Here is a 22168-nt window from a genome sequence, read left to right as displayed (position 1 = left end):
GGGGACACGGCGGCGGTCCCGGGGTCTGGCTACCGGTGGTCGCTGCCCGCCGAGTGGGAGGCGGCGCGGCCGGCCTCCAGGCGGGCCACCGGGATACGGAACGGGGAGCAGGAGACGTAGTCCAGGCCCACCTCGTGGAAGAAGTGCACGGACTCCGGGTCGCCGCCGTGCTCGCCGCAGACGCCGAGCTTCAGGTCGGGGCGCGTGGCGCGGCCGGCCTTCACCGCGTCCTTCACCAGCTTGCCGACGCCGTCCTTGTCGATCGTCTCGAACGGCGAGACCCCGAAGATGCCCTTCTCCAGGTAGGCCGTGAAGAAGCTCGCCTCCACGTCGTCCCGCGAGAAGCCCCAGACGGTCTGCGTGAGGTCGTTCGTACCGAAGGAGAAGAACTCCGCGGCCTCCGCGATCTGGTCGGCCGTCAGCGCGGCGCGCGGCAGCTCGATCATCGTGCCGAGAGCGAGCTTCAGCTCGACGCCGGTGGACTCGATGACCTCCGCGATGACCTGCTCGGCCTCCTCACGGACGATCTCCAGCTCCTGGACGGTGCCGACGAGCGGAATCATGATCTCCGCGCGCGGGTCGCCCTTGGCGTTCTTCCGCTCGGCCGCCGCCTCCGCGATGGCCCGTACCTGCATGGTGAACAGGCCGGGAATGACCAGGCCGAGGCGTACGCCGCGCAGGCCCAGCATCGGGTTCTGCTCGTGCAGGCGGTGGACGGCCTGGAGCAGGCGCAGGTCGTTCTCGTTGGCGTCCTTGCGGGACTCGGCGAGGGCGACCCGGACGGAGAGCTCCGTGATGTCCGGCAGGAACTCGTGCAGCGGCGGGTCCAGCAGGCGGACGGTGACCGGCAGGCCGTCCATCGCCTCGAACAGCTCGACGAAGTCCTGCTTCTGGAGCGGGAGGAGTTCCTTGAGGGCGTCCTCGCGCTCGTCGTCGGCGTCGGCCAGGATCAGGCGCTCGACCATCTCGCGGCGCTCACCGAGGAACATGTGCTCGGTGCGGCACAGGCCGATGCCCTGCGCGCCGAAGCGGCGGGCCCGCAGCGCGTCCTCGGCGTTGTCCGCGTTGGCGCGCACCCGCAGCCGCCGTACGCGGTCGGCGTACGCCATGATCCGGTGCACGGCGGCGACCAGCTCGTCGGCGTCGTCGGCGCCCGCGTGCATGCGGCCCTCGAAGTACTCCACGACGGGGGAGGGCACGACGGGCACCTCACCGAGGTAGACCTTGCCGGTCGAACCGTCGATGGAGACGACGTCGCCCTCCTCGACGACGATGCCGCCCGGCGCGGTGAGGCGGCGCCGCTTGGTGTCGACCTCCAGCTCCTCCGCGCCGCAGACACAGGTCTTGCCCATGCCGCGCGCCACGACCGCCGCGTGGGAGGTCTTGCCGCCGCGCGAGGTCAGGATGCCCTCGGCGGCGATCATGCCGTCGAGGTCGTCGGGGTTGGTCTCGCGGCGGATCAGGATGACCTTCTCGCCCGAACGCGACCACTTGATCGCGGTGTACGAGTCGAAGACGGCCTTGCCGACCGCCGCACCCGGCGACGCGGCGATGCCGCGGCCGAGCTGCTGCACCTTGGAGTCCGCGTCGAAGCGCGGGAACATCAGCTGCGCGAGCTGCGCGCCGTTGACGCGCTGGAGCGCCTCGGCCTCGTCGATCAGGCCCTGGTCGACGAGTTGCGTCGCGATGCGGAAGGCGGCACCGGCGGTGCGCTTGCCGACGCGGGTCTGGAGCATCCACAGCTGGCCGCGCTCGATGGTGAACTCGATGTCGCACAGGTCCTTGTAGTGCGTTTCGAGGGTCTCCATGATCTGCATGAGCTGGTCGTACGACTTCTTGTCGATCTGCTCCAGATCGGCGAGCGGCACGGTGTTGCGGATGCCCGCCACGACGTCCTCGCCCTGCGCGTTCTGGAGGTAGTCGCCGTACACGCCCTGGTGGCCGCTGGCCGGGTCGCGGGTGAACGCGACGCCCGTGCCGGAGTCCGGGCCGAGGTTGCCGAAGACCATCGAGCAGACGTTGACGGCCGTGCCGAGGTCGTGCGGGATGCGCTCCTGGCGGCGGTAGAGCTTGGCGCGGTCGGTGTTCCACGACTCGAAGACCGAACGGATCGCGAGGTCCATCTGCTCGCGCGGGTCCTGCGGGAAGTCCCGCCCGGCCTCCGTCTTGACGATCTTCTTGAACTTCGTGACGAGCTTCTTCAGGTCGCCGGCTTCGAGGTCGGTGTCGACCGAGACCTTCTTCGCCTTCTTGGCGGCCTCCAGCGCGTCCTCGAAGAGGTCGCCCTCGACGCCGAGGACGGTCTTGCCGAACATCTGGATGAGCCGGCGGTAGGAGTCCCACGCGAAGCGGTCGTCGCCGGACTGCTTGGCGAGGCCGGTCACGGACTTGTCGGAGAGCCCGATGTTCAGGACCGTGTCCATCATGCCGGGCATGGAGAACTTGGCGCCCGAGCGGACGGAGACGAGCAGCGGGTCGTCGGCCTGGCCGAGCTTCTTGCCCATCTTCTTCTCCAGGGCGTCGAGGTGCGCGCTGACCTCGTCGCGGAGCGCCGCCGGCTCCTCACCGCTGTCGAGGTACGTCTTGCACGCCTCGGTGGTGATGGTGAAGCCCGGAGGGACGGGCAGGCCGAGGTTGGTCATCTCGGCGAGGTTGGCGCCCTTGCCGCCGAGAAGGTCCTTGAGGTCCTTGTTGCCCTCGGTGAAGTCGTAAACGAACTTCACCGCTTCGGTCGCCTCGGTCGTCTCACTCGTGTGAGCTACGTGGAGATCTTTGTTTTCCGACACGGGTCTCGACTCCTCGAGGACTCGGTGGCTGCCCTGACGGCGAGGAACATACCCAGATCGAAGGCGCCTGGGTACGTCCACTTGCGCGTCATGCGGCCGTAACCACCCGTCCGCCGCTAGATCGAAAGTGACTCGGCGGTAGGAAGAGGGAGGGCGCTGTGTTCAACTCTTGAAGGGGCAACCCCCGTAGACCCTGCGAAACGCTCAAACGAGCGAGAAATTCTCAGATGTGAGTTCAGGTCATGAATGATCGAGCATTGGCACTGAGTGCCACTCCTTGGAGAAGTGCAGTCGCCGATAAAGCGCTCATCTGAGCGGTTGCTCTATCAGGGGTGGCGAGAATCACGCCGTTTGAGGCGGCTCGATGTCACCATCCGGACGGTCGGCGCGCGCTGTGGGAGACGTCGCCGGCCACCGCCCGCCCGCCGCTACACCCCCAGCGCGGCGAGCCGCTCCTCCGCGCGCCCGGGGGCGTACAAGTGCTCCACCACGAGTGTTGCCGCGCCGATCAGGGCCGCGCGCCCGCCGAGGCGGGAGGTGACGACGTCCAGGTGGGCGGTGGAGCGGGGCAGGGCCCGCTGGTAGAGCAGCTCCCGTACGCCCGTGAGGAAGGGGGTTCCGGCCAGATCCCCGGCGATCATGAGAACGCCCGGGTTCAGGAGGGTCACGACGGTCGCCAGGACCTCGCCGACGTGCCGCCCGGCCTCGCGCGCGAACCGTACGGCCTCGGGGTGGCCCGCCTCCAGGAGGGCCCGCACATCTGAGCCGGAGGCCGCCGGTACGCCCGCCTCCGTCAGCCTGCGGGCCACCGCCCCGCCGCTGGCCACGGCGGCGAGACAGCCGTGGGAGCCGCACCTGCACAGGGCGTCCGCGCCCTCCGGCACCCGGATGTGGCCGATGTCGCCCGCGCCGCCGTCGATGCCGCGGTAGACGGCGCCGTCCACGACGACGCCCGCGCCGATGCCCGTGGAGACCTTGACCAGGGCGAAGGCGGCGCAGTGCGGGTAGTGGGTGTGCTGTTCGCCGTACGCCATGAGGTTGGCGTCGTTGTCGACGAGGACGGGGAGTTCGGGGAGGGTGGGGGCGGGCAGGGCTTCGGTGAGCGCATGGCGCAGGCGGGCCCTTATGTCGTAGCCGTCCCAGCCCGGCATGATCGGCGGCTGGACGACGCGGCCCGTCCTGGTGTCCACCGGACCCGGCACGGCGAGGCCGATGCCGCAGACCGACGCGGCGGGCCGCCCGGTCTCGCGCAGCAGCTCGCCGAAGCGGGCGCCCAGTCCGTCGAGGACCGCTTCGGGGCCGTCCTCGACCGTGAGGGGGCCGGACCGCTCGGCGATGATCTCGCCGCCGAGGGTGAGCAGGGCGGTGCGGGCATGCCGGGTCTCCAGGGCGGCGGCGAGCACCACGGCGTGCGTCTCGTCGAACTCCAGGCGGAGCGCGGGCCGCCCGCCGAGCGGTGAGTCCGCAGGGTCCCCGGCCGCCTCCCGCAGCCACCCGGCCCGGAACAGCCGCCCGAGGCGCTGTCCCACCGTGGCCCGCGACAGGCCGGTGACCTCCTGAAGGGTGCCGCGGGTGGTGGCCCTGCCGCTGCGTACGAGGTGCAGCAGCTCGCCGGCGCCGGGCTGACCCGCGGCGGTGCGGGCGCGCGGGAGGGGGCGCGCGGTGGGCGTGGTGCCGTCACCCGTGCCGGTGGGCTCCCTCGTCGGGGCCGCGGAGCTTTCCGTGGTGATGGTGACGGTGGTGGCGGTGCTGGTGCTGCGGCCTGCCGAGCCCATGGACCCTCCCCGTTCGAACACGCCTTCGTCGACGCTCACCGTACGGCCGGCGCGGCCCGCGTGGCGTATCCGTGCGGGCTTGACGCGCCCCCTTGTGCTCGACAACTCAGCGTTACATATTGGGTTTTGCGTGTGAAGTAGACGTAACCCCAGGGTGTCCGCCACCGAACTGACGGGGCGTCCTGACGACACGTCCTGACGAGACGCCGAAGGCCTCCGGGAGACCCGCGTGGACCGCAGCACGACCGCCCAGCCCCTCGCGCACCGCGCCGCCCTGCGCGCCGCCGCCTCGTCGCGGGAGCCGTTGCGGGAGCGCGCCGCCGAGGTGCTGTGGGCGAACTGGACGGGGACCTCGACCGTGCCGTCCCGGGCGCTCTATCCGCACCAGTGGTCGTGGGACTCCGCGTTCATCGCGATCGGGCTGCGCCATCTCTCGCCGCTGCGGGCCCAGTTGGAGCTGGAGACGCTGCTGTCCGCCCAGTGGGGCGACGGCCGCGTCCCGCACATCGTCTTCAACGACGCCGTCCCCCTGGGTGCCTATTTCCCGGGCCCCGACTTCTGGCGCTCGGCCACGGCGGGGCGGGCGGCCGGAGCCCCCGCTGACGTGCAGACCTCCGGCATCGTGCAACCGCCGGTGCACGCGCTCGCCGCCTGGCTCGTGCACCGCGCCGACCCCGGTCTGTCCCGCGCCCGCTCCTTCCTCGCCCGCCTCCGCCCCCGCCTCGCCGCCTGGCACCGCTATCTGCTGGAGAGCAGGGACGCGGGCGGGGCGGGGCTGGCCGCCGTGCTGCACCCGTGGGAGCAGGGCATGGACAACAGCCCCTGCTGGGACGGCCCGTTGAGCCGCGTGGCACCGGCCGCGCCGGGCGCCTTCCACCGCGCCGACCTGGACCACGGGGTGCCCGAGGACCGGCCGACCGACGCGGACTACGGACGGTATGTGCGGCTCGCGGCGGACTACCGCGACCGGGGGTACGCCGATGTGACGGGCCTCGATGTGACGGGCCCCGACGCGACCGGACCCGACGTGATCGGCCCCGGTGCCGCGGTGGGCACGTTCCGCGTCGAGGACCCCGCCTTCAACGCGCTGCTGATCGCCTCGGAGTACGCACTCGTTCTGATCGAGGCCGAGTCGGGCGGCCGGGCGGCGGCCCGGTCACACGAGCGCCGCGCCCGCGCCCGGGCCCTGACGAGAACCCTCGTGGCACGCCTGTGGGATCCGGGCCGGGGACTGTTCCTCTGCCGCGACCTGCGCTCCGGGGAACTCATCGGCGAGCGGGGCGTCACCGGGCTGGTCCCGCTCGTGCTGCCCGCGCTGCCGCCCGGCGTCGCCGCCGCCCTGGTGCGCACCGCCCGGGGCCCGCACTTCGGGCTCGGCGGCACGGCGCGGCTCGTGCCGAGCCACGACCTGACCGGGACCGCCTTCGACCGTCGCCGCTACTGGCGCGGACCGGCGTGGTTCAACGTCAACTGGCTCGTGGGAAAGGGCCTTCGGCTGCACGGCGAAGACGGCCTGGCGGACGGGCTGCGCGAGGCCATGCTCGACGCGGCGGGCGCGTCCGGCTTCGCGGAGTACGTGGATCCGTACACGGGCGAGGGATACGGCGCGCGCGGCTTCGGCTGGACGGCGGCGCTCACGCTGGACCTGCTGCACGAGGGGCGGGACGGGCTCTTCGAAGGGGCCGAGGGGGAGTCCGGCCGGGCGTCCGAGGGAGAGTTCGCGGAAGAGGGGTGGGACCATGAGTGACCGGCATCGGCTGCTGGTGCGGGGACGGACCTTCGCGGCCGTCGGCGCGGGCGGCGACATCAGCGGGGTGGGCGGCGCGCGCGGCGGCGGCGCGGGACCGGACGGCCTGTTCGTACGGGACGCGCGGCATCTGAGCCGCTGGCAGCTGACCGCCGACGGGGCCGTGCCCGAGGTCCTCGCGCCGGTCGAGATGTCCGCGGCCGCCACCGACGCGGCGCGCTGCGTGCTCGTGCCGCGCGGGGGCCGCCAGGAGCCGCCCGCGTACACGCTCCTGCGCGAACAGGCCGTGGCGGACGGCGCGTTCGTGGAGTGTCTGCGGATCGTGAGCAACCGTACGGAAGCGACGCGGGTGCGGATCGCGCTGACCGTGGACGCCGACTTCACCGACCAGTTCGAACTGCGCGCCGATCACCGCACGTACGCGAAGCCGGGCGCCGTCAGGACCCGGCGGGCGACGGAAGGCGAGGACGGCGAGGGCGGCGTGCGGGGCGTCGAATTCGGCTACCGGCGCGGCGAGTGGCGGGCGCGGACGACGGTGACCGCCGACCCCGCGCCGGACGCCGTCGAGGAGACCGGTGGCGGCGCGCGGCGCCTCGTATGGACGCTGGAGCTCGACGCGCACGACACGGTCGAGGTGGCACTGCGTGCCGCCGCGTGTCCGCACGGCGAGGCCGAGCCCCACCTGCCCGCCTCGCCCGCCGACGCCGCGGACCAACTGGCGTCCATCCAGGCCGGCTTCGCGTCCGGCGTCACCCTGCCCACCCGGTGGCCCGCCCTCGCCGACGCCTGCGCGCGCGGCCTCGCCGACCTCGCGGTGCTGAGGGTCCCCGCGGCGGGCCCGGACGGCGAGGCGCTGAGCGTGCCGGGCGCGGGCGTGCCCTGGTTCCTCGCCCTGCTGGGCCGCGACGCCCTGCTGACCTCCCTCTTCGCCCTGCCCTACGTGCCGGACCTGGCGGCGGCGACGCTGCCCGCGCTCGCCGCGACGCAGGCCACCCAGGCCGTCCGGGGCGCGGTCGCCCAGCCCGGCAAGATCGTCCACGAGGTGCGGCACGGTGAACTCGCCCACTTCGGGCAGGTGCCGTTCGGCCGCTACTACGGCTCGGTCGACGCGACGCCGCTGTTCCTGGTGCTCCTCGGCGCCTACACCGAGCACATGGGGGACACCGCGCTCGCCCGCCGCCTCGAACCGGCCGCGCGCGCAGCCGTCGGCTGGATGCTGGACCACGGCGGGCTCACCTCGCGCGGTTACCTCGTCTACCGCGCGGACCAGGGCGGCCTCGCCAACCAGAACTGGAAGGACTCGCCCGGCGCGATCTGCTCCGCCGACGGCAGCGGGGCCAGCGGGCCGGTCATGGCCGCGGGCGCGCAGGGGTACGCGTACGACGCCCTGGTCCGCACCGCCTGGCTGGCGCGGACCGCCTGGGACGACCCCGTGTACGCGGACCTGCTCGCGCAGGCGGCGGCCGACCTGCGGGACCGCTTCCAGCGGGACTTCTGGATGGCGGGGCGGAACTTCCCGGCCCTCGCGCTCGACGGCGAGGGCCACCAGGTCGACGCGCTCGCCTCGGACGCCGGGCACCTGCTGTGGTCGGGGCTGCTCGACAAGGAGTACGGCGAGGCGGTGGGCCGGCGGCTCCTGGAGCCGGACTTCTTCTCGGGCTGGGGCGTACGGACGGTCGCGGCCGGGCAGCCCGCGTTCCATCCGCTCTCCTACCACCGGGGTTCGGTGTGGCCGCACGACAACGCCCTGATCGCGCTGGGCCTCGCGCGCTACGGCCTCCACGAAGAGGCGCGCACGGTGGCCCGCGGCCTGGTCTGTGCCGCCACCACGGCGGGCGGCCGCCTCCCGGAGGTCCTCGCGGGCTACGACAAGGGGGCGTACCCGGTGCCGGTCCCGTACCCGCACGCGTGTGCCCTGGAGTCGAAGTCGGCGGCGGCACCGCTGGCGTTGCTGACGGCGGTGGGCGGGGCGTAGGGCCTGTTACCGGCCCGGGGGCCAAAGGGCGGCCGGCTCAGTCGTCGATCCCCGACCTCTCCACCCCCGCCACGATCCACCGCTGGAAGAAGAGGAAGACCACCAGCAGCGGCACGATCGAGACCGCCGCCGCGACGAACAGTTCGTGCAGGCGGATGACCTGGGACGTGGTGAAGGTGGCCAGCGCCACCTGGACCGTCCACGCCTCCCGGTCCTGGCCGATCACCAGGGGCCACAGGAAGGAGTTCCACGCGCCGATGAACACGATCACGGCGACGGCCGCGAAGACGGGCCGGGAGTTCGGGACGACCACGCGCCAGTACGTACGCCAGTGGCCGAGGCCGTCCACCCGGGCCGCGTCCTCCAGCTCCCGGGGAAAGCCCAGGAAGTACTGCCGGAAGATGAAGCACGCGAAGGCCGAGAAGAGGGTCGGGACGATCAGGCCGCGCAGGGTCGACACCCAGCCCAGGGACGAGACCAGGACGAAGCTGGGGACGAACGTGACGGCCGCCGGGACCATCATCGTGCCGAGGATCGCGTAGAACACGCGGTCGGCGTGGCGGTAGGGGATGCGCGCCAGGCCGTACCCGGCGAGCGAGGCGAGGCCGACCGTGCCGAGGGTCGTCGCGACGGCGATCAGCGTCGAGTTGAGCAGAGCGCGCGCCATCGGCACCGTCGGGTCGTCGAAGAGTTCTTCGATGTTCGACCAGTGCAGGGTGGACGGGAAGAACGTCCAGTCCGGGGAGGTGATGTCCCGCTCCGACGCCAGGCCGTTGCGGACGAGGAGGTAGAAGGGGATCAGGAACAGCAGGGCGAGCGCGATCAGCAGGACCAGGCGCAGGGCGCGGCCCACCCGGACCAGGGCGTCGTCCACGGGCCTTTTCACGGGTGCCGTCACGGCTGTCGGCCCTCCTTCCCGCCGAGGCCGAACCAGCGCGCCTGGCCGACCGTCACCACCGCGATGATCAGCGCGAGGATCACCGCGCCCGCGCTGCCGAACCCGAGGTTCTGCTCCTGCCCGAGCGCCGTGTAGTAGAGGTAGACGAGCGGCGGGCGGGCGTAGGGCGGATAACCCTGGGAGTCCGAGAGCAGGTTGTAGAACTCGTCGAAGGCCTGGAAGGCGTTGATCACCAGCAGCAGCGTCACCGCGACCGAGGTGGCGCGCAGCTGCGGGAGCGTGATGTGGCGCAGCACCTGCCAGCCGGGCCGCGCCCCGTCCACCGCCGCCGCCTCGTAGAGGGTGGGGGAGATCCGTTGCAGACCCGCCAGGAACAGGATCATGTAGAAGCCCGCCTGGAGCCAGAGCCGCACGGTGACGATGACCAGCCAGTACCAGGGCGGCTGTGTCGTCGACAGCCACGCGATCTGGTCGGCGCCGAACCAGCCGAGGACGGTGTTGGCGAGCCCGAACCGCACGCCGTTGAAGATCGACAGCTTCCAGATCAGCGCCGCCACGACATAGCTGCACGCGGCGGGCAGGAAGAAGACCGACCGGAAGAACGCCTGCGCCCGCCGCGCGCGGTTGACCATCAGGGCGAGCGCCAGCGACAGGACGAACGTCGTCGGCACGATGAACGCCGAGAAGACCGCGAAGGTGACGAGGCTGTCGGTGAACGCCTCGTTGCGCAGCATCGCCGTGTAGTTGTCGAGGCCGACGAAGTCCGTCGGCGAGACCGTGTTGTGGGCGTCGAAGAAGCTGAGGTAGACGCTCCAGGCGAGCGGTACGTACGTGAAGAGGACCAGGCCGAGGAAGAACGGGCCGACGAAGACCCAGAACCACAGCGTGCGGTTCTGGGTGCCCAGCGGCTTCCGGGGCGCCAACGCCCGCCTCACGGCTTCTTCCCGGCCCGGGCCAGCTCCGCCCGCACCTCGCGCACGACGGACTTGAGCTCGCTCCGCGGGTTCGCGCCCGACTTGATGATCCGGCTCAGCGCGTCCTGGTACGCGGCGCGGCTCGCCGGTGTCCACAGCAGCGGCTCGGCGTAGCCGTACGCGGTGGAGTAGCGCACGGCGTCCGCCGCCGGGCCCTCCTTCAGCTTGCCGGCCTTCTTCGCGAGGGAGAGCCGGGCCGGGATGTGGAAGCCGTAGGAGAGCGCGAAGTCCTCCTGGTACTCCGTCTTGTCGATCCACAGCCACCTCAGGAAGTCCTTCGCCTCCTTCTTGTGGTCGCTGCGGGCGTTCACCGCCGCGCCGTACGACCCCACGGGCAGCGCGGGCCTTCCGCCCGAGCCCTCGGCGGGCAGGGCGAGGACACCGAAGTCGTCGCCCAGGGCCTCGCGTACGGCCGGCAGCGCCCACAGGCCGCACCACTGCATGGCGGTCAGCTCCTGCGTGAACGCCGACGGGTCCGACCAGTCGGAGGGCGCGCCGAGCAGCAGCGACTTGTCGGCGTACAGCTGGCGCAGCCTGCCGAGCGCGCGGGCGGCGGCCGGGTCGTCGAAGCCGACCTCGCCGTCCTCCGTGACGCAGGAGAGACCGGCCGCGTACAGCGGGGTGACGCCGAGGGCGCCCGCCCCGCCGTCGTTGCCGAGGAAGAGGCCCTTCACCTTCTTCGTCGTCAGCGCCTTCGCCGCGTCGACCAGCGCCTCCATGCTGCGGGGCGGCTCGACACCCGCGTCGTCGAGCAGGCTCTTGCGGTAGTAGAGCAGGTGCATGTCGACGACCTGGGGGATCGCCCAGATCTTCCCGTCGTACGTCTTCGGGGCGAGCGCCACCGGGTTGAAGTCGTCCCGCACGCCGTCGAAGAGGTCGGTGAGGTCGACGACCTGCCCTTTGCGGATCTGGTCCAGGGAGGGGCCGTTGACCTCGAAGACGTCGGGCCCGGAGTCGGTGAGCAGGGCGGCGGCGGTCTGCTCGTCGTAGTTTCCGGGCCGCCACTGCACCTGGACGTCGGCTTTCTCGTACGCGGCGGCGTACCGCTTCACGGCCTGCTCGGTGCCCGCCTCGCCGTACTGGTGGTACCACTGCGCGAGCCGCGGGCCCCTGCCGCCCGAACCGCCGCCGCCCCGGCCCGTGTTGGCACCGCACGCGGTGAGCAGCCCGAGCGCCGCGCCGGTCCCGAGCAGTGTCCTGCGGCTGATGGTCATGGCGGTCGTCCCCCTGCGTGAGGTCGGAGTACGTGATGTGGGAGTGCCTGTACGTGTCGGCCCAACGATCAACCATGCGCGGCGATTACGACAGAGGGTCTCGCGGCCGAGTGCCGGCCTGGGGGCCGCGCGTCGCGTCAGCGCTCCGTCAAGGTGTTCACCCCCGGTGTATGCGCGGCGTCAAGAACGGCGTGGCGGTGGCGCGGCGCGTCTTACGGTGCCGCACATGGGACACGACAGGACGATTCGGGGCGCTGCACGGCCCGGTGCGGCGGACGCGGTGACGACTGACCGGAACTGGACGGCCCAGGTGCGGTCCGCCGTCCTGTGCGCGCTGGGCCTGCTGGTGCTCGTGGTCCTCCTCGACCTGGTCAGCGGCACGCTCACCGCGCTCAGGTGCGCCCTGTGGTGGGGGCTCGCCGCGCTGCTGTACGTGGTGCTGCACCCCGCGCGGGTGACGACGGGCCCCGGCTGGCTCGCCGTCCAGGGGCTCGGCCGCCGCAGGCACGTCTGCACCGGCCTGCTGACCGCCGTGCGGTACAGCGGGGGCGTGGCCGCGCGCCTGGTCCTGTGCGACTCGCTCGGCAACCGCGTCGAGCTCGACCCCCGGATCCTCCTCGCCGACCCGCTGCTGCTGCACCGCCTTGACCGGGGGGCCCGCGCCGCGCGGGAGGCGGGCCTGCTCAGGACGGGCTACGCCGAACTGCGGCGGCTCACCGAGCAGGTCGACGGGGCGGCGGCGCGCGGCGTGTTCGAGGCGTCGGGGCTGCGGTAGGGCGGGGCCAGCGGCCCTTAAGGACGCGCCTACCGCCAGGGACGGTCCCGGCTTGGTCGCGCCGGCGGTGGTGGAATCGCGTACGCCCGCGATGGGGCCGGCTCAGGCCGATGCGCCGCCGTCGATGAGCAGGTCCGTGCCGACCACAGGGGCGGAATCGTCCGACGCCAGGTACAGCACGGCCGCGGCGACCTCCTCCGTCGTCGAGACCCGGCCCAGCGGTGACTCCTCCTTCATGCGCGCCGCGCGGTCGGCGTCGGTCTCGCCGGCGCGCAGCGACATGGAGGTGTCCGATGCCCCCGGGCTGACGGTGTTGATGCGGACCCCGTCGCGGATGTGCTCGGCGGCGGCCGCGCGGCTCAGCGCGGTCACCGCCGCCTTGGTCGCCCCGTAGGCGGTCGCGCCCGGCACGCTGTGGTGGGCGCCCACGTTCGAGGCGATGTTGACGATCGCGCCGCCCGCGGCCTGCGTACGCATCTGCTTGATCTCGGCCTGGAGGGCCAGCAGGACGCCGGTGACGTTGATGTCGAGCATGGTGCGCCAGTCCTCCTCGGCCAGCTCGGTGAACGGCCCGGCCCGCAGGACGCCCGCGTTGTTGACGGCCACGTCCAGTGAGCCGAAGCGGTCCACGGTCGCGGTGAGCAGAGCGGTGATGTCCGCCGAGCGGGAGACGTCGGCGGTGACCGCGAGCGCCGTGCCGCCGGTGGCCTCGATGAGGGCCACGGTCTCCTTCAGGGGGGCTTCGGTGCGCCCGGCGACGACGACGTTCGCCCCCTCGGCGGCGAACGCACGGGCGATGGCGCGACCGAGGCCGGAGCCGCCGCCGGTGACGAGGGCGGTACGGCCGGTGAAGCGGGCGCGGGTGACTGGTGTCATGACACAACTCTTTTCTTGACCGTTCGGTTCAATATCAGGGCGTGCGGAATCAGGGGCGTGTGAAATCAGGGCGTGCGAAAGTGTGACCGGAGGTGGGGATCCGTCAGTCCAGGAGGGTCAGCGCCTGCTCCACCGCGTCCCGCACCCGCGCCGGGTCCGCGGATGCCTTGCCGACCACGCGCAGGCCCTGCATCAGGACGAGCAGCATCCGGGCGAGCGTCAGCGGATCGCGGTCCTCGGGCAGCTCGCCCTGCGCCCGGGCGCGTACGAGCGCGGAGTGCAGCAGGGTCTCGATGTGCTCCCAGCTGCGCTCGACGTGGCGCTGGGCCGCGGCGTCGTGCGGGCCCAGTTCGGCCGCGGTGTTGGTGATGAAGCAGCCGCAGTGCCGGTACTCGGCGGACGTGGCCTCACCGGCGAAGCGGCGCAGGGCCTCGCGCACCGCGGGCAGCGCGGGGCCGGGCCGGGACAGGTCGGCGACCAGTCGCGGGTTCTGGATCTCGGCGTACCGCTCCAGGGCCTTCAGGTACAGGTCGTGCTTGTTGCCGAAGGTCGCGTAGATGCTGGCGCGCCCGATGCCGAGCGCCTCGACGAGGTCCGCCATGGACGTCGCCTCGTAGCCGCGCCGCCAGAACAGCTCTAGGGCCGACTGGAGCGCGGCGTCCGGATCGAATTCCTTGGTCCTGGCCACAGGGGAGACGCTATGTCTTTCTGGAACGATCGGTCAAGGTTTTTCTGGAACGACCGGTCAAGCAAGGCGTACGGGATGCACCGCCACCGACACCTCGTCGTCGTCCAGGCACCGCCCCGTCTCCAGGTCGAACCGCTGCTTGAGGAGCGGCGAGGCGACGAACGGCCGCCCGCCCTGCGAGCCGAGCAGGCCCCGCGAGAGCACCGCGGCGCCCGTGAACGGATCGCGGTTGTCGATCGCGTACGCGCGCCCCTCGCGGTCGAGGAAGAGCGCCGCCTGGCGGCCGTCGGGCAGCAGGGCCGCAAGACCCCGGCCCGGGGTCAGCCGGGCGCGCTCACAGACCTCGAACCAGTCGTCCGCGTAGCGCAGTTGGACACGCGTGGGGGCGGTGCTCATCGGGAGGCTCCTTCCAGGGGCCGGGGGCTGAGGGAGAGCAGGGGCAGGTCCGGCTTGATCTGGTCCCGCTCCGGGACGAAGCCGACCGTCGGGTCCGGCACGCCCGGCGCGTTCACGAAGGACACGAAGCGCGCGAGCCGCTCCGGGTCGTCGAGGGTGGCCGCCCACTCGTCGCGGTAGTGCGTGACGTGGTCGGCCATCAGCGCCTCCAGCTCGGCGCAGATGCCCAGCGAGTCGTGGACGACCACATCCCGTACGTGGTCCAGGCCGCCGTCGATCCGCTCCAGCCAGGCGGCGGTGCGCTCCAGACGGTCGGCGGTGCGGATGTAGAACATCAGGAACCGGTCGATCAGGCGCACCAGTTCCGCGTCGTCCAGGTCCTGCGCGAGCAGGTCGGCGTGGCGCGGGGTGGCGCCGCCGTTGCCGCCCACGTACAGGTTCCAGCCGCTCGCCGTGGCGATCACGCCGAAGTCCTTGGACTGGGCCTCCGCGCACTCACGGGCGCAGCCGGACACCGCCGACTTCAGCTTGTGGGGCGCCCGCAGGCCGCGGTAGCGCAGCTCCAGGTCGATGGCCATGCGCACGGAGTCCTGCACGCCGTAGCGGCACCAGGTCTGCCCGACGCAGGACTTCACCGTGCGCAGCGCCTTGCCGTACGCGTGCCCGGACTCGAAGCCAGCGTCCACCAGCCGTGTCCAGATCATCGGCAGTTGCTCGACGCGGGCCCCGAAGAGGTCGATACGCTGGCCGCCGGTGATCTTCGTGTAGAGGCCGAAGTCCCGCGCCACCTCGCCGATGACGATGAGCTTCTCCGGGGTGATCTCGCCGCCGGGGATGCGGGGGACCACCGAGTAGGAGCCGTTCTTCTGGAGGTTGGCGAGGAAGTGGTCGTTGGTGTCCTGGAGCGCGGCCTGCTCGCCGTCCAGGACATGGCCCTCGGCGCCGATCGTCGGGGCCAGCGAGGCGATGATCGAGCCGACCGCCGGCTTGCACACCTCGCAGCCCTCGCCGCCGCGCGCCGCCTCACGCCCGTGCCCGTCGAGCAGCGCGCGGAACGACGTGATCCGCAGGACGCGGACGATCTCGTACAGCTCCTGGCGGGTCTGGCCGAAGCAGCCGCACAGCCCCTTGTCGCCGGAGTGCGGAAGCAGCTGCCCGATGACCTTCACGCAACTGCCGCAGCCCGTACCGGCCTTGGTGCACTTCTTCACCTCGGGCAGCGTGGCGCAGGCCTGGATGGCGTCCTTCGTGACGTTGTGGCAGCTGCAGATCACCGCCGAGCCCGGCAGCGACTCCGGGCCCAGCGCGACGGGGGCGCCCGCGCCCTCCGGCAGCACCAGCTGCTCGGGCGGCAGCGGCGGCACGGTCCCGGTGAGCGGACGCAGCAGTCCGTACGCCTCCGCGTCACCGACGAGGATGCCGCCGAGCAGCTCGCCGCCCGCGCCCATCACCAGCTTCTTGTACGTGCCCGACCGCGAGTCGGAGTAGACGACGTCCAGACAGCCCCCGGCCGTCCCGTGCGCGTCGCCGAAGGAGGCGACGTCGACGCCGAGGAGCTTCAGCTTGGTCGACAGGTCGGCGCCCGTGAAGCGCGCCTCACGGTCGGCGGCGATGGCGGCGGCGGCCGTCTGCGCCATCTCGTAGCCGGGCGCGACCAGGCCGTACACGCGGCCGTCCACGGCCTGCGCGCACTCGCCGATCGCGTACACGTCCGGGTCACTGGTGCGGCACTGCTCGTCGACGGTGATGCCGCCGCGCTCGCCGACGGTGAGGCCGTGCGCGCGGGCGAGCTGGTCGCGCGGGCGGACACCGGCGGAGAACACCACCAGGTCGGTGGCGAGTTCTTGGCCGTCGGAGAGCTTCATGGCGGTGACCGCGCCGTCCTCGCCCGTCACGATCTCCTGCGTGCCGGTGCCCGTGTGCACGGTCAGGCCCATGCCGGTGATGGTCCGCAGCAGCGCCGCGCCGCCGCCCTCGTCGACCTGCACGGGCATCAGCCGGGGTGCGAACTCCACGACGTGCGTGGCCAGTCCGAGGCCCCGCAGCGCGCCCGCCGCCTCCAGGCCGAGCAGACCGCCGCCGACCACCGCGCCGGTCGTCGCGCGCTTCTTCGCGTACTCCTCGATGGCGAGGAGGTCCTCGATGGTGCGGTAGACGAAGCAGCCCGTCGCGTCCTTGCCCGGCACGGGCGGCACGAAGGGGTACGAACCGGTGGCCAGGACCAGCGTGTCGTACGGGACGACACGCCCCGAGCGGGCCGTGACCGTCCTCGCCTCGCGGTCGAAGCTGTCGGCGGGCTCGTCGACGTACAGCTCGATGCCGTGTGCGTCGAGGAACGCCCGGTCGGTGAGGGAGAGTTCGTCGGGCGTGCGGCCCGAGAAATATGAGGTGAGCTGCACGCGGTCGTAGGCGGGGCGCGGCTCCTCGCAGAGCACCACGATCCGGTGGCTCGCGGCGAGACCGCGTTCGACGGCGGCCTCCAGGAAGCGCTGGCCGACCATGCCGTGGCCGACGAGCACGATCGTGGGGCGGTGGTGCGGGGCCCGCGGGGTGTGTGCGGGGTTCGGGGGTGTCGGCATGTCAGCGGCCTCCGATGGGGGTCTGCCCTGCTCGAACGGAGTCGAGAGCTTGGGGATGGGTGAGCAGGTGGAGCAGGGGGCTGTCGTCGTCGGGCAGCGGGTCGTCCGCCTCCCAGGCGCGGGCGAGCGCGCCCACCGAGGCCAGGTCGCCGAGCAGGACGCCGCCGACCAGGCGGTCGCCGCGGACGACGACCTTGCGGTAGGTGCCGCGGGTGGCGTCGGCGAGCTGGATGACGTCGTCGTCGGGGTGCGGCTCGGGGTCGCCGAACGCCGCCAGGTCCAGTGGTCCCGGGCCCGCGAGGGTGAGGCGGGTGAGCATGCGGCTGCCGGTGTAGGGGGCGGCGCCGCGGCCGAGGAGGTCGTCGGCGAGCGCGTCGGCCTGTTCGAGGGCGGGCGTCGCCAGGCCGTAGACGCGGCCCGCGTGCTCCGCGCAGTCACCGACGGCCCGGATGTGCGGGTCGGAGGTGCGCAGCCGGTCGTCCACGACGACGCCCTTGCGTACGTCGAGCCCGGCGGCCAGCGCCAGACCGGTACGGGGGCGGACGCCGCAGGCGAGGACCGTCAGATCGGTGTCCAGCGCGTAGCCGTCGGCCAGCTCCACGCTGCGCACGGCCCCGTCGGTGACGCCGACCCCGCGCACCCGGCACTCGGTGTGCACCTCGACGCCGAGGCCCGTCAGGTGCGCCCGCACCAGCTCCGAGGAGGCCGGGTCGAGCTGGCGCTCCATGAGCCGCTCGGCCTGCTGCGTCAGGACGACCTGCGCGCCCCGCTCGGCCAGCGCGCGGGCCGCCGAGACGCCGAGGAGACCCCCGCCGATGACCACGACGCGGACGCCGGGCGTGACGGCGGCGGCCAGGGCGAGGCAGTCGTCCATCGTCCGGAAGGCGTGCACCCCGCCCGGCAGCTCACGGGCGCCGGGCGCGAACAGGCCGCGCAGGGGCGGCAGCACCGGGTTGGAGCCGGTGGCGAGGATCAGGGTGCCGTAGGGGACGACGGTGCCGTCGTCGCAGTGGACCCGGCGCTCCGCGCGGTCGACGCGGACCGCGCGAGCGCGCAGGGTGGTGGTGCCGGGCGGCTTCGGCAGGGCGATCACGTCCGCGCCGTACCGGCCCGCGAGGACCTCCGCGAGGAGGACGCGGTTGTAGGGGGCATGGTCCTCCTCGCCGATGAGTACGGTGCCGAGGCCCTGGGTGCCTGCGGGGCCTTCGGGCCCTTCGGCGCCCTCGGCGCCGAGGCGCTGCGCTACGCGGGCGCCGGCCAGGCCCGTGCCGATCACCACTGCCGTGGATGTCATGTTCGACAGCCTGCGGGGCGGGTGTTTCCCGGCCGGGGCCGGGTTGTTTCTCCGGGGGAACGGTGCGCTCAGCGTCCGCGGGGGGTGGGTGTGAGGGGCCTGTGCCGCCGGGACGCGGCGGACGTCTCCCACCCACTCACCCGTCACCCGGCGTCGCGTCGTTGCCGTAGGGGCGAGCGGGTGGAAGCTCAGAAGAGGCTCAAGGCTCCCCGTCTTTCGTGGACTGCCGGCGCCTCGCCTCCATAGGGTCGCGATCATGCCTGACATATCCATGACCGCGGTCGTCGTGCTCTGCCTCGCCGCCCTCGCGGCCGGCTGGATCGACGCCGTGGTCGGCGGCGGCGGACTGCTGCTGCTCCCCGCCCTCCTGCTCGGCCTGCCGGGCGGTACCCCGGCCGCGCACGCCCTCGGCACCAACAAGGCCGTGGCGATCGTCGGCACGACCGGCGCCGCGCTGACCTACGTGAAGAAGACCCCCGTCGATGTGCCCACCGCCGTACGGATCGGCCTCGCCGCGCTCGCCGGGTCGATGGGCGGCGCCTTCTTCGCCGCCGGGATGAGCACCGACGTACTGAAACCCGTGATCATGGTGGTGCTCGTCGCCGTCGGCACCTTCGTGATTTTGCGGCCCGCCTTCGGCACCGCGCCCTCCGCCGAGCCCGCCTCGCCGCGCCGCATCCTCGCCGCGATCGGCCTCGCGGGCCTCGGCATCGGTTTCTACGACGGCCTGATCGGGCCCGGCACGGGCACCTTCCTCGTGCTCGCCCTGACCGCCGTGCTCCACCTCGATCTGGTCGCCGCCTCCGCCACCGCGAAGATCGTCAACTGCTGCACCAACGCCGGTGCCCTCGCGATGTTCGCCTGGCAGGGCGCCGTCCTGTGGCAACTGGCCGCGCTGATGGCCCTCTTCAACCTCGCGGGCGGCATGTTCGGCGCCCGCACGGCATTGAAGAAGGGCAGCGGTTTCGTCCGCGTCGTGCTGCTGACCACCGTCTTCGGGCTCGTGGTGAAGATGGCCTACGAACAGTGGGTGGCGTGACGCGCTGGCCTGCCCCGGCTCAGCGCACCGCCGTCAGGTGCGCGAAGACCACCACGTTGCCCTGGTAGCCGGTCTGCTTCGAGTACTTGCCGCCACAGGTGATGACCCGCAGCTCGGGCCGCGCGGCCGCGCCGTACACCTTCTCGTCGGGGAAGTCCTTGGCGTCGTACACCTCGTTCGCATGGACCGTGAAGACAGCGACGCTGCCGTCCCTGCGCTCGACCTCGATGGTGCGGCCCCTGCTCAGCGCGCCCAGCTCGTAGAAGACGGCCGGGCCCTCCTTGTTGTCGACGTGGCCCGCCACGATCGCGGTGCCCCGCTCGCCGGGCGTGGTGCCCGCCTCGTACCAGCCGGCCAGGTTCTTCCGTCCGGGCGGCGGCACGTCGAGGCTGCCCGTAGGGGTCAGGCCGAGCCCCATCAGGGGTGCGTCGACGCCGATCGCGGGGATCCGCACGCGATCGGGCGGGGACGGCGGCAGCGCGGCGGTGCCGGTGCCGGTGCCGGGGTCGGGGGGCCGGTGAAGGCCGGGCGGGCTCGGGGCGGCCTGCGCGGCGGAGGGCTGGGGCGGCGGGTGCGAGGCGGTGCCGCTGCTCAGCAGCCACGCGCCGGAGCACAGCGCCACGAGACTGACGGTCGCTATGACGGTGTTGCCGGTCCTGTTGCGCATACGGCGTCCCCCTCGGGGTCGGTCGGGCCGGACCCTCGTCCCTCTCCCGGCCCACGAGGGGACACAGGCCGGGAGAGGGCGGGGGTGGCGGTACCGGTGGACAGCGGAGGGTGTCCGTCAGATCCTGTCGCCTCTCGCCCGGCGATGCAGGAGCCAGGTACCGCCCGCGGCGGCGACGGCCAGGGCCGCCACTCCCGCCGCGGTCTGCACGGGGTCGGGACCGAGCGCGCCGCCGACCCCCGTCTTCACGTGTCCCCTCGGGTGCGGCCGCGGCTGCTCCGCGGCGGCCGCGGTGGAGGTGATCGTCACCACTAGATCGCCCGCCACCTGCTTGTTCTTCACGCCGGCGCCTCCGGCACCGGAGCACTTCGCGACGATCTCGTACGTACCCGGCTGCGCGGACGGTGGCACCTCGAACCGTCCGACCGCGTCCTCGGGGCGCTTGCCGGGTGCCAGGGTGAAGGTGCCCGCCCCGACGGCACTGGCGTCGCCGGCCGCGGTCCCGCCGGAGCCGCAGGCGGTGGTGCTCACGGTGACGGCCGAACCGGGGGTGACGGTGGCGGGCTGGATCTCCAGCCCGCCGACGGGGACGGCGGCGACGGCGGGGACGGTGGCCGCGGGGACAGCGGTCGCGGGGACGGCTGCGGGGACAGCGGTCGCGGGGGCGGCCAGGGCGCCCGCCGTCGCTACGGCGAGCGCGGTACCGGACAGCAGGCGGGCGTTGCGCATGGTGCTCGTTCCTCCGAGGCCTTCGCGGGACGCGCCCCGCGGCACCCCCAAGTGCCGCTGCGTCGGTCGAGCCCCGCTGTACCGAGGTAAGTGGCACTCGGCGGCGCACGCCTCCCGATGTGACATCAGAAAGCCGCCGTATGGGGGAACCCCGGAGCTTCGGCGGAAGAGTTCCAGCAGGTCACCGGCGTTTCGGTGGCGTGATTCCGAAGAACGTGCTCGGCGCCTGTGAATGGGTGACCCCCAGGCGTTCGCCGACGCGGCGGCGCGCTCAGATCGTGTCCCAGGGAACCTCCTCGTAGATCCCGGCCACCGTCGCCATCAGCTTCTCGTCGATCTCGAACGCGACCGAGTCGATGCGCCGCACCGGACTGACCCCCCACGCGTTCGTCACGAACGCCCCCGTGTACGACGGGAGGTCCGCGAGGGTGACGGGCGCGTGCCGCGTGGGCAGCCCGGCGGCGGGCAGGCGCGCCTCGATCAGCTGCATCGTGACGCCGGCCAGGTGGGGCGCGTCCGGCCACACGATCCGCGTGCCGTCCCGCGTGCTCTCGTAGAAGGCGATGTTCGTGACGGCGCCCTCGCTGATCTCCCCGCCGGGGCCGGTGAGCAGCGCGTCGTCGAAGCCCGCGCGCCGCGCCAGCTCGCCGTACCGGGCCTGCGCGAAGCCGCCCAGGTGCTTGATGTGGGCGAAAGGCCGCTGGTACGGCACGGACATCAGCGACTGCGCGCGGTCCGCCAGGGCGGCGGCCAGTACGGTGGGCGGCCGCACGGTGACCATCAGGGACGGTTCGCCGCCGGGGGCGTGGACGTGGACCCGCACGGAGGCGTCGTCGATGACGTCGCCGGAACCATTGGGGCCGTCGGGACCGTCGGGACCGTCGGGGCTGACAGGGCCCTTGGGGCCCTCGGGGTCGCCGCGCAGGATGTGCCGGATGAGGGCGCGCACCCGCTCGCCGTCCAGCTCGTGCCCGAAGAGTTCGCGCGTCGCCGCGTCGAGCCGGGCCAGGTGGCGGTCGATGCCGCGCATCTTGCCGCCCCTGACCTGCATCGCGGTGAAGTGCCCGGTGTTGACGAGGGCGGGCCACCGGAGGCTCTCCGCGGTGGCGGGACGCCCGTCGATCTCGATGCGCTGCACCAGCGCGGAGCTTGTCACGGGGCGACCTGAGGTGTCATCGCGCCCACGCGGTCCCCGCCGATGCCGCCAGTGCCGCCAGTGCCGCCAGTGCCGTCGGTGCCGTCGGCGCACGGGTCCTTGTCGTCCAGCAGGCGCCGCGGCCCGGGGCCCTCCTCACCCAACTCGTCCCACGGGTTGGTCAGCGCGCACTTGGCGAGCGAGAGGCAGCCGCAGCCGATGCAGTCGGTGAGGTTGTCGCGCAGCCGCTGGAGGGTGCGGATGCGGTCGTCGAGGTCCGCGCGCCAGCACGCGGAGATCCTCGCCCAGTCCTCGCGGGTCGGCGTGCGGTCCTCGGGCAGCAGGCCGAGCACCTCACGGATGGTGGCGAGCGGGATGCCGAGCCGCTGCGAGGTGCGGATGAAGGCGACCCTGCGCAGCGTGTCGCGGCTGTAGCGGCGCTGGTTCCCCGAGGTGCGGCGGGACGTGATGAGCCCCTCGCGTTCGTAGAACCGCAGGGCGGACGGGGCGACTCCGCTGCGTGCGGCGAGCTCTCCGACGGTGGCTTCTTTGGCGTCCGGTGCGAGATGCGCGGTCATGCGGACAGGTTAGTCACCGGGAGCACTTGACCTGAACCATGGT

18 protein-coding genes are annotated in these 22168 nt (G+C 72.7%); 4 read left to right on the top strand and 14 right to left on the bottom strand.

Translation table 11 applies throughout. The features are described from left to right. Positions 1–29: 29 nt before the first annotated feature. Both ppdK and ACOBQB_RS21710 read right to left on the bottom strand, forming a co-directional pair. Positions 30–2786, bottom strand: coding sequence for a pyruvate, phosphate dikinase (gene ppdK, locus ACOBQB_RS21715; RefSeq protein WP_423593816.1), 2757 nt, complete (start codon positions 2784–2786; stop codon positions 30–32). Positions 2787–3214: 428 nt separating this feature from the next. Further along, on the bottom strand, positions 3215–4561 hold the full coding sequence (locus tag ACOBQB_RS21710) for an ROK family protein (protein WP_423593815.1): 1347 nt from the start codon (positions 4559–4561) through the stop codon (positions 3215–3217). 229 nt (positions 4562–4790) lie between these two features. On the opposite strand from ACOBQB_RS21710, the gene ACOBQB_RS21705 reads away from it, so the two are divergent. Continuing rightward, positions 4791–6308 carry an MGH1-like glycoside hydrolase domain-containing protein gene (locus tag ACOBQB_RS21705; protein ID WP_423593814.1) on the top strand — a complete coding sequence of 506 codons (1518 nt, stop codon included), beginning with the start codon at positions 4791–4793 and terminating at the stop codon, positions 6306–6308. Further along, a complete protein-coding gene (locus tag ACOBQB_RS21700; protein ID WP_423593813.1) occupies positions 6301–8283 on the top strand; it encodes a glycogen debranching N-terminal domain-containing protein in 1983 nt (660 codons plus the stop codon). The genes ACOBQB_RS21705 and ACOBQB_RS21700 overlap by 8 nt, the downstream gene beginning before the upstream one ends. 37 nt (positions 8284–8320) lie before the next feature. Here the strand turns inward: ACOBQB_RS21700 and ACOBQB_RS21695 are convergent, their stop codons facing one another. From ACOBQB_RS21695 to ACOBQB_RS21685, 3 genes are read right to left on the bottom strand one after another with little or no spacing between them, the layout of a single operon-like run. Then, positions 8321–9157, bottom strand: coding sequence for a carbohydrate ABC transporter permease (locus ACOBQB_RS21695; protein WP_423598654.1), 837 nt, complete (start codon positions 9155–9157; stop codon positions 8321–8323). Between the two features lie 20 nt (positions 9158–9177). Continuing rightward, positions 9178–10116: a carbohydrate ABC transporter permease gene (locus ACOBQB_RS21690; RefSeq protein WP_423593812.1), complete on the bottom strand. Its 939-nt coding sequence runs from the start codon at positions 10114–10116 to the stop codon at positions 9178–9180. Beyond that, entirely contained in the window at positions 10113–11369 is a 1257-nt protein-coding gene (locus ACOBQB_RS21685) for an ABC transporter substrate-binding protein (RefSeq protein WP_423593811.1), read from the bottom strand. The genes ACOBQB_RS21690 and ACOBQB_RS21685 overlap by 4 nt, the downstream gene beginning before the upstream one ends. Positions 11370–11595: 226 nt before the next feature. Between ACOBQB_RS21685 and ACOBQB_RS21680 the strand changes: the two genes are divergently transcribed. Continuing rightward, positions 11596–12144, top strand: a complete 549-nt coding sequence (locus ACOBQB_RS21680; protein ID WP_423593810.1) for a hypothetical protein — start codon at positions 11596–11598, stop codon at positions 12142–12144. Between the two features lie 102 nt (positions 12145–12246). Here ACOBQB_RS21680 and ACOBQB_RS21675 read toward each other — a convergent pair whose 3' ends face one another. From ACOBQB_RS21675 to ACOBQB_RS21655, 5 genes are all read right to left on the bottom strand, one after another. After that, positions 12247–13020 carry an SDR family NAD(P)-dependent oxidoreductase gene (locus ACOBQB_RS21675; protein WP_423593809.1) on the bottom strand — a complete coding sequence of 258 codons (774 nt, stop codon included), beginning with the start codon at positions 13018–13020 and terminating at the stop codon, positions 12247–12249. A 103-nt stretch (positions 13021–13123) separates the two neighbouring features. Next, positions 13124–13708 carry a TetR/AcrR family transcriptional regulator gene (locus tag ACOBQB_RS21670; RefSeq protein ID WP_423593808.1) on the bottom strand — a complete coding sequence of 195 codons (585 nt, stop codon included), beginning with the start codon at positions 13706–13708 and terminating at the stop codon, positions 13124–13126. 57 nt (positions 13709–13765) lie between these two features. Next, complete coding sequence (gene nirD, locus ACOBQB_RS21665) at positions 13766–14104, bottom strand: nitrite reductase small subunit NirD (protein WP_423593807.1); 339 nt, start codon at positions 14102–14104, stop codon at positions 13766–13768. Further along, positions 14101–16683 carry a nitrite reductase large subunit NirB gene (nirB, locus tag ACOBQB_RS21660; RefSeq protein ID WP_423593806.1) on the bottom strand — a complete coding sequence of 861 codons (2583 nt, stop codon included), beginning with the start codon at positions 16681–16683 and terminating at the stop codon, positions 14101–14103. Before nirB ends, nirD begins: the two co-directional genes overlap by 4 nt. 1 nt (position 16684) lies before the next feature. Continuing rightward, positions 16685–17977 (bottom strand): NAD(P)/FAD-dependent oxidoreductase, encoded by a 1293-nt coding sequence (locus tag ACOBQB_RS21655; protein WP_423593805.1) that lies wholly within the window; start codon positions 17975–17977, stop codon positions 16685–16687. A 256-nt stretch (positions 17978–18233) separates the two neighbouring features. Here ACOBQB_RS21655 and ACOBQB_RS21650 point away from each other — a divergent pair, with 256 nt between their 5' ends. Beyond that, positions 18234–19016, top strand: a complete 783-nt coding sequence (locus tag ACOBQB_RS21650; protein ID WP_423593804.1) for a sulfite exporter TauE/SafE family protein — start codon at positions 18234–18236, stop codon at positions 19014–19016. Between the two features lie 19 nt (positions 19017–19035). On the opposite strand, the gene ACOBQB_RS21645 is transcribed toward ACOBQB_RS21650, so the two are convergent. The 4 genes from ACOBQB_RS21645 to soxR all read right to left on the bottom strand — a co-directional run bounded on the left by ACOBQB_RS21645 (position 19036) and on the right by soxR (position 22125). Continuing rightward, positions 19036–19683 carry a class F sortase gene (locus ACOBQB_RS21645; protein ID WP_423593803.1) on the bottom strand — a complete coding sequence of 216 codons (648 nt, stop codon included), beginning with the start codon at positions 19681–19683 and terminating at the stop codon, positions 19036–19038. Positions 19684–19800: 117 nt separating this feature from the next. Then, positions 19801–20412, bottom strand: coding sequence for a hypothetical protein (locus ACOBQB_RS21640; protein ID WP_423593802.1), 612 nt, complete (start codon positions 20410–20412; stop codon positions 19801–19803). Between the two features lie 271 nt (positions 20413–20683). Next, the gene (locus ACOBQB_RS21635) at positions 20684–21568 is read right to left on the bottom strand and encodes an aminotransferase class IV (RefSeq protein ID WP_423593801.1); all 885 of its coding nucleotides are present in this window, start codon (positions 21566–21568) and stop codon (positions 20684–20686) included. Then, positions 21565–22125 (bottom strand): redox-sensitive transcriptional activator SoxR, encoded by a 561-nt coding sequence (soxR, locus tag ACOBQB_RS21630; protein WP_423593800.1) that lies wholly within the window; start codon positions 22123–22125, stop codon positions 21565–21567. Before soxR ends, ACOBQB_RS21635 begins: the two co-directional genes overlap by 4 nt. Positions 22126–22168 lie beyond the last annotated feature (43 nt).

Source organism: Streptomyces sp. G5(2025) (assembly GCF_049542075.1).
GTDB lineage: Bacteria > Actinomycetota > Actinomycetes > Streptomycetales > Streptomycetaceae > Streptomyces.
The sequence above is the reverse complement of the archived record's forward strand: the minus strand, read 5'-3'. Positions and strand labels throughout refer to the sequence as shown.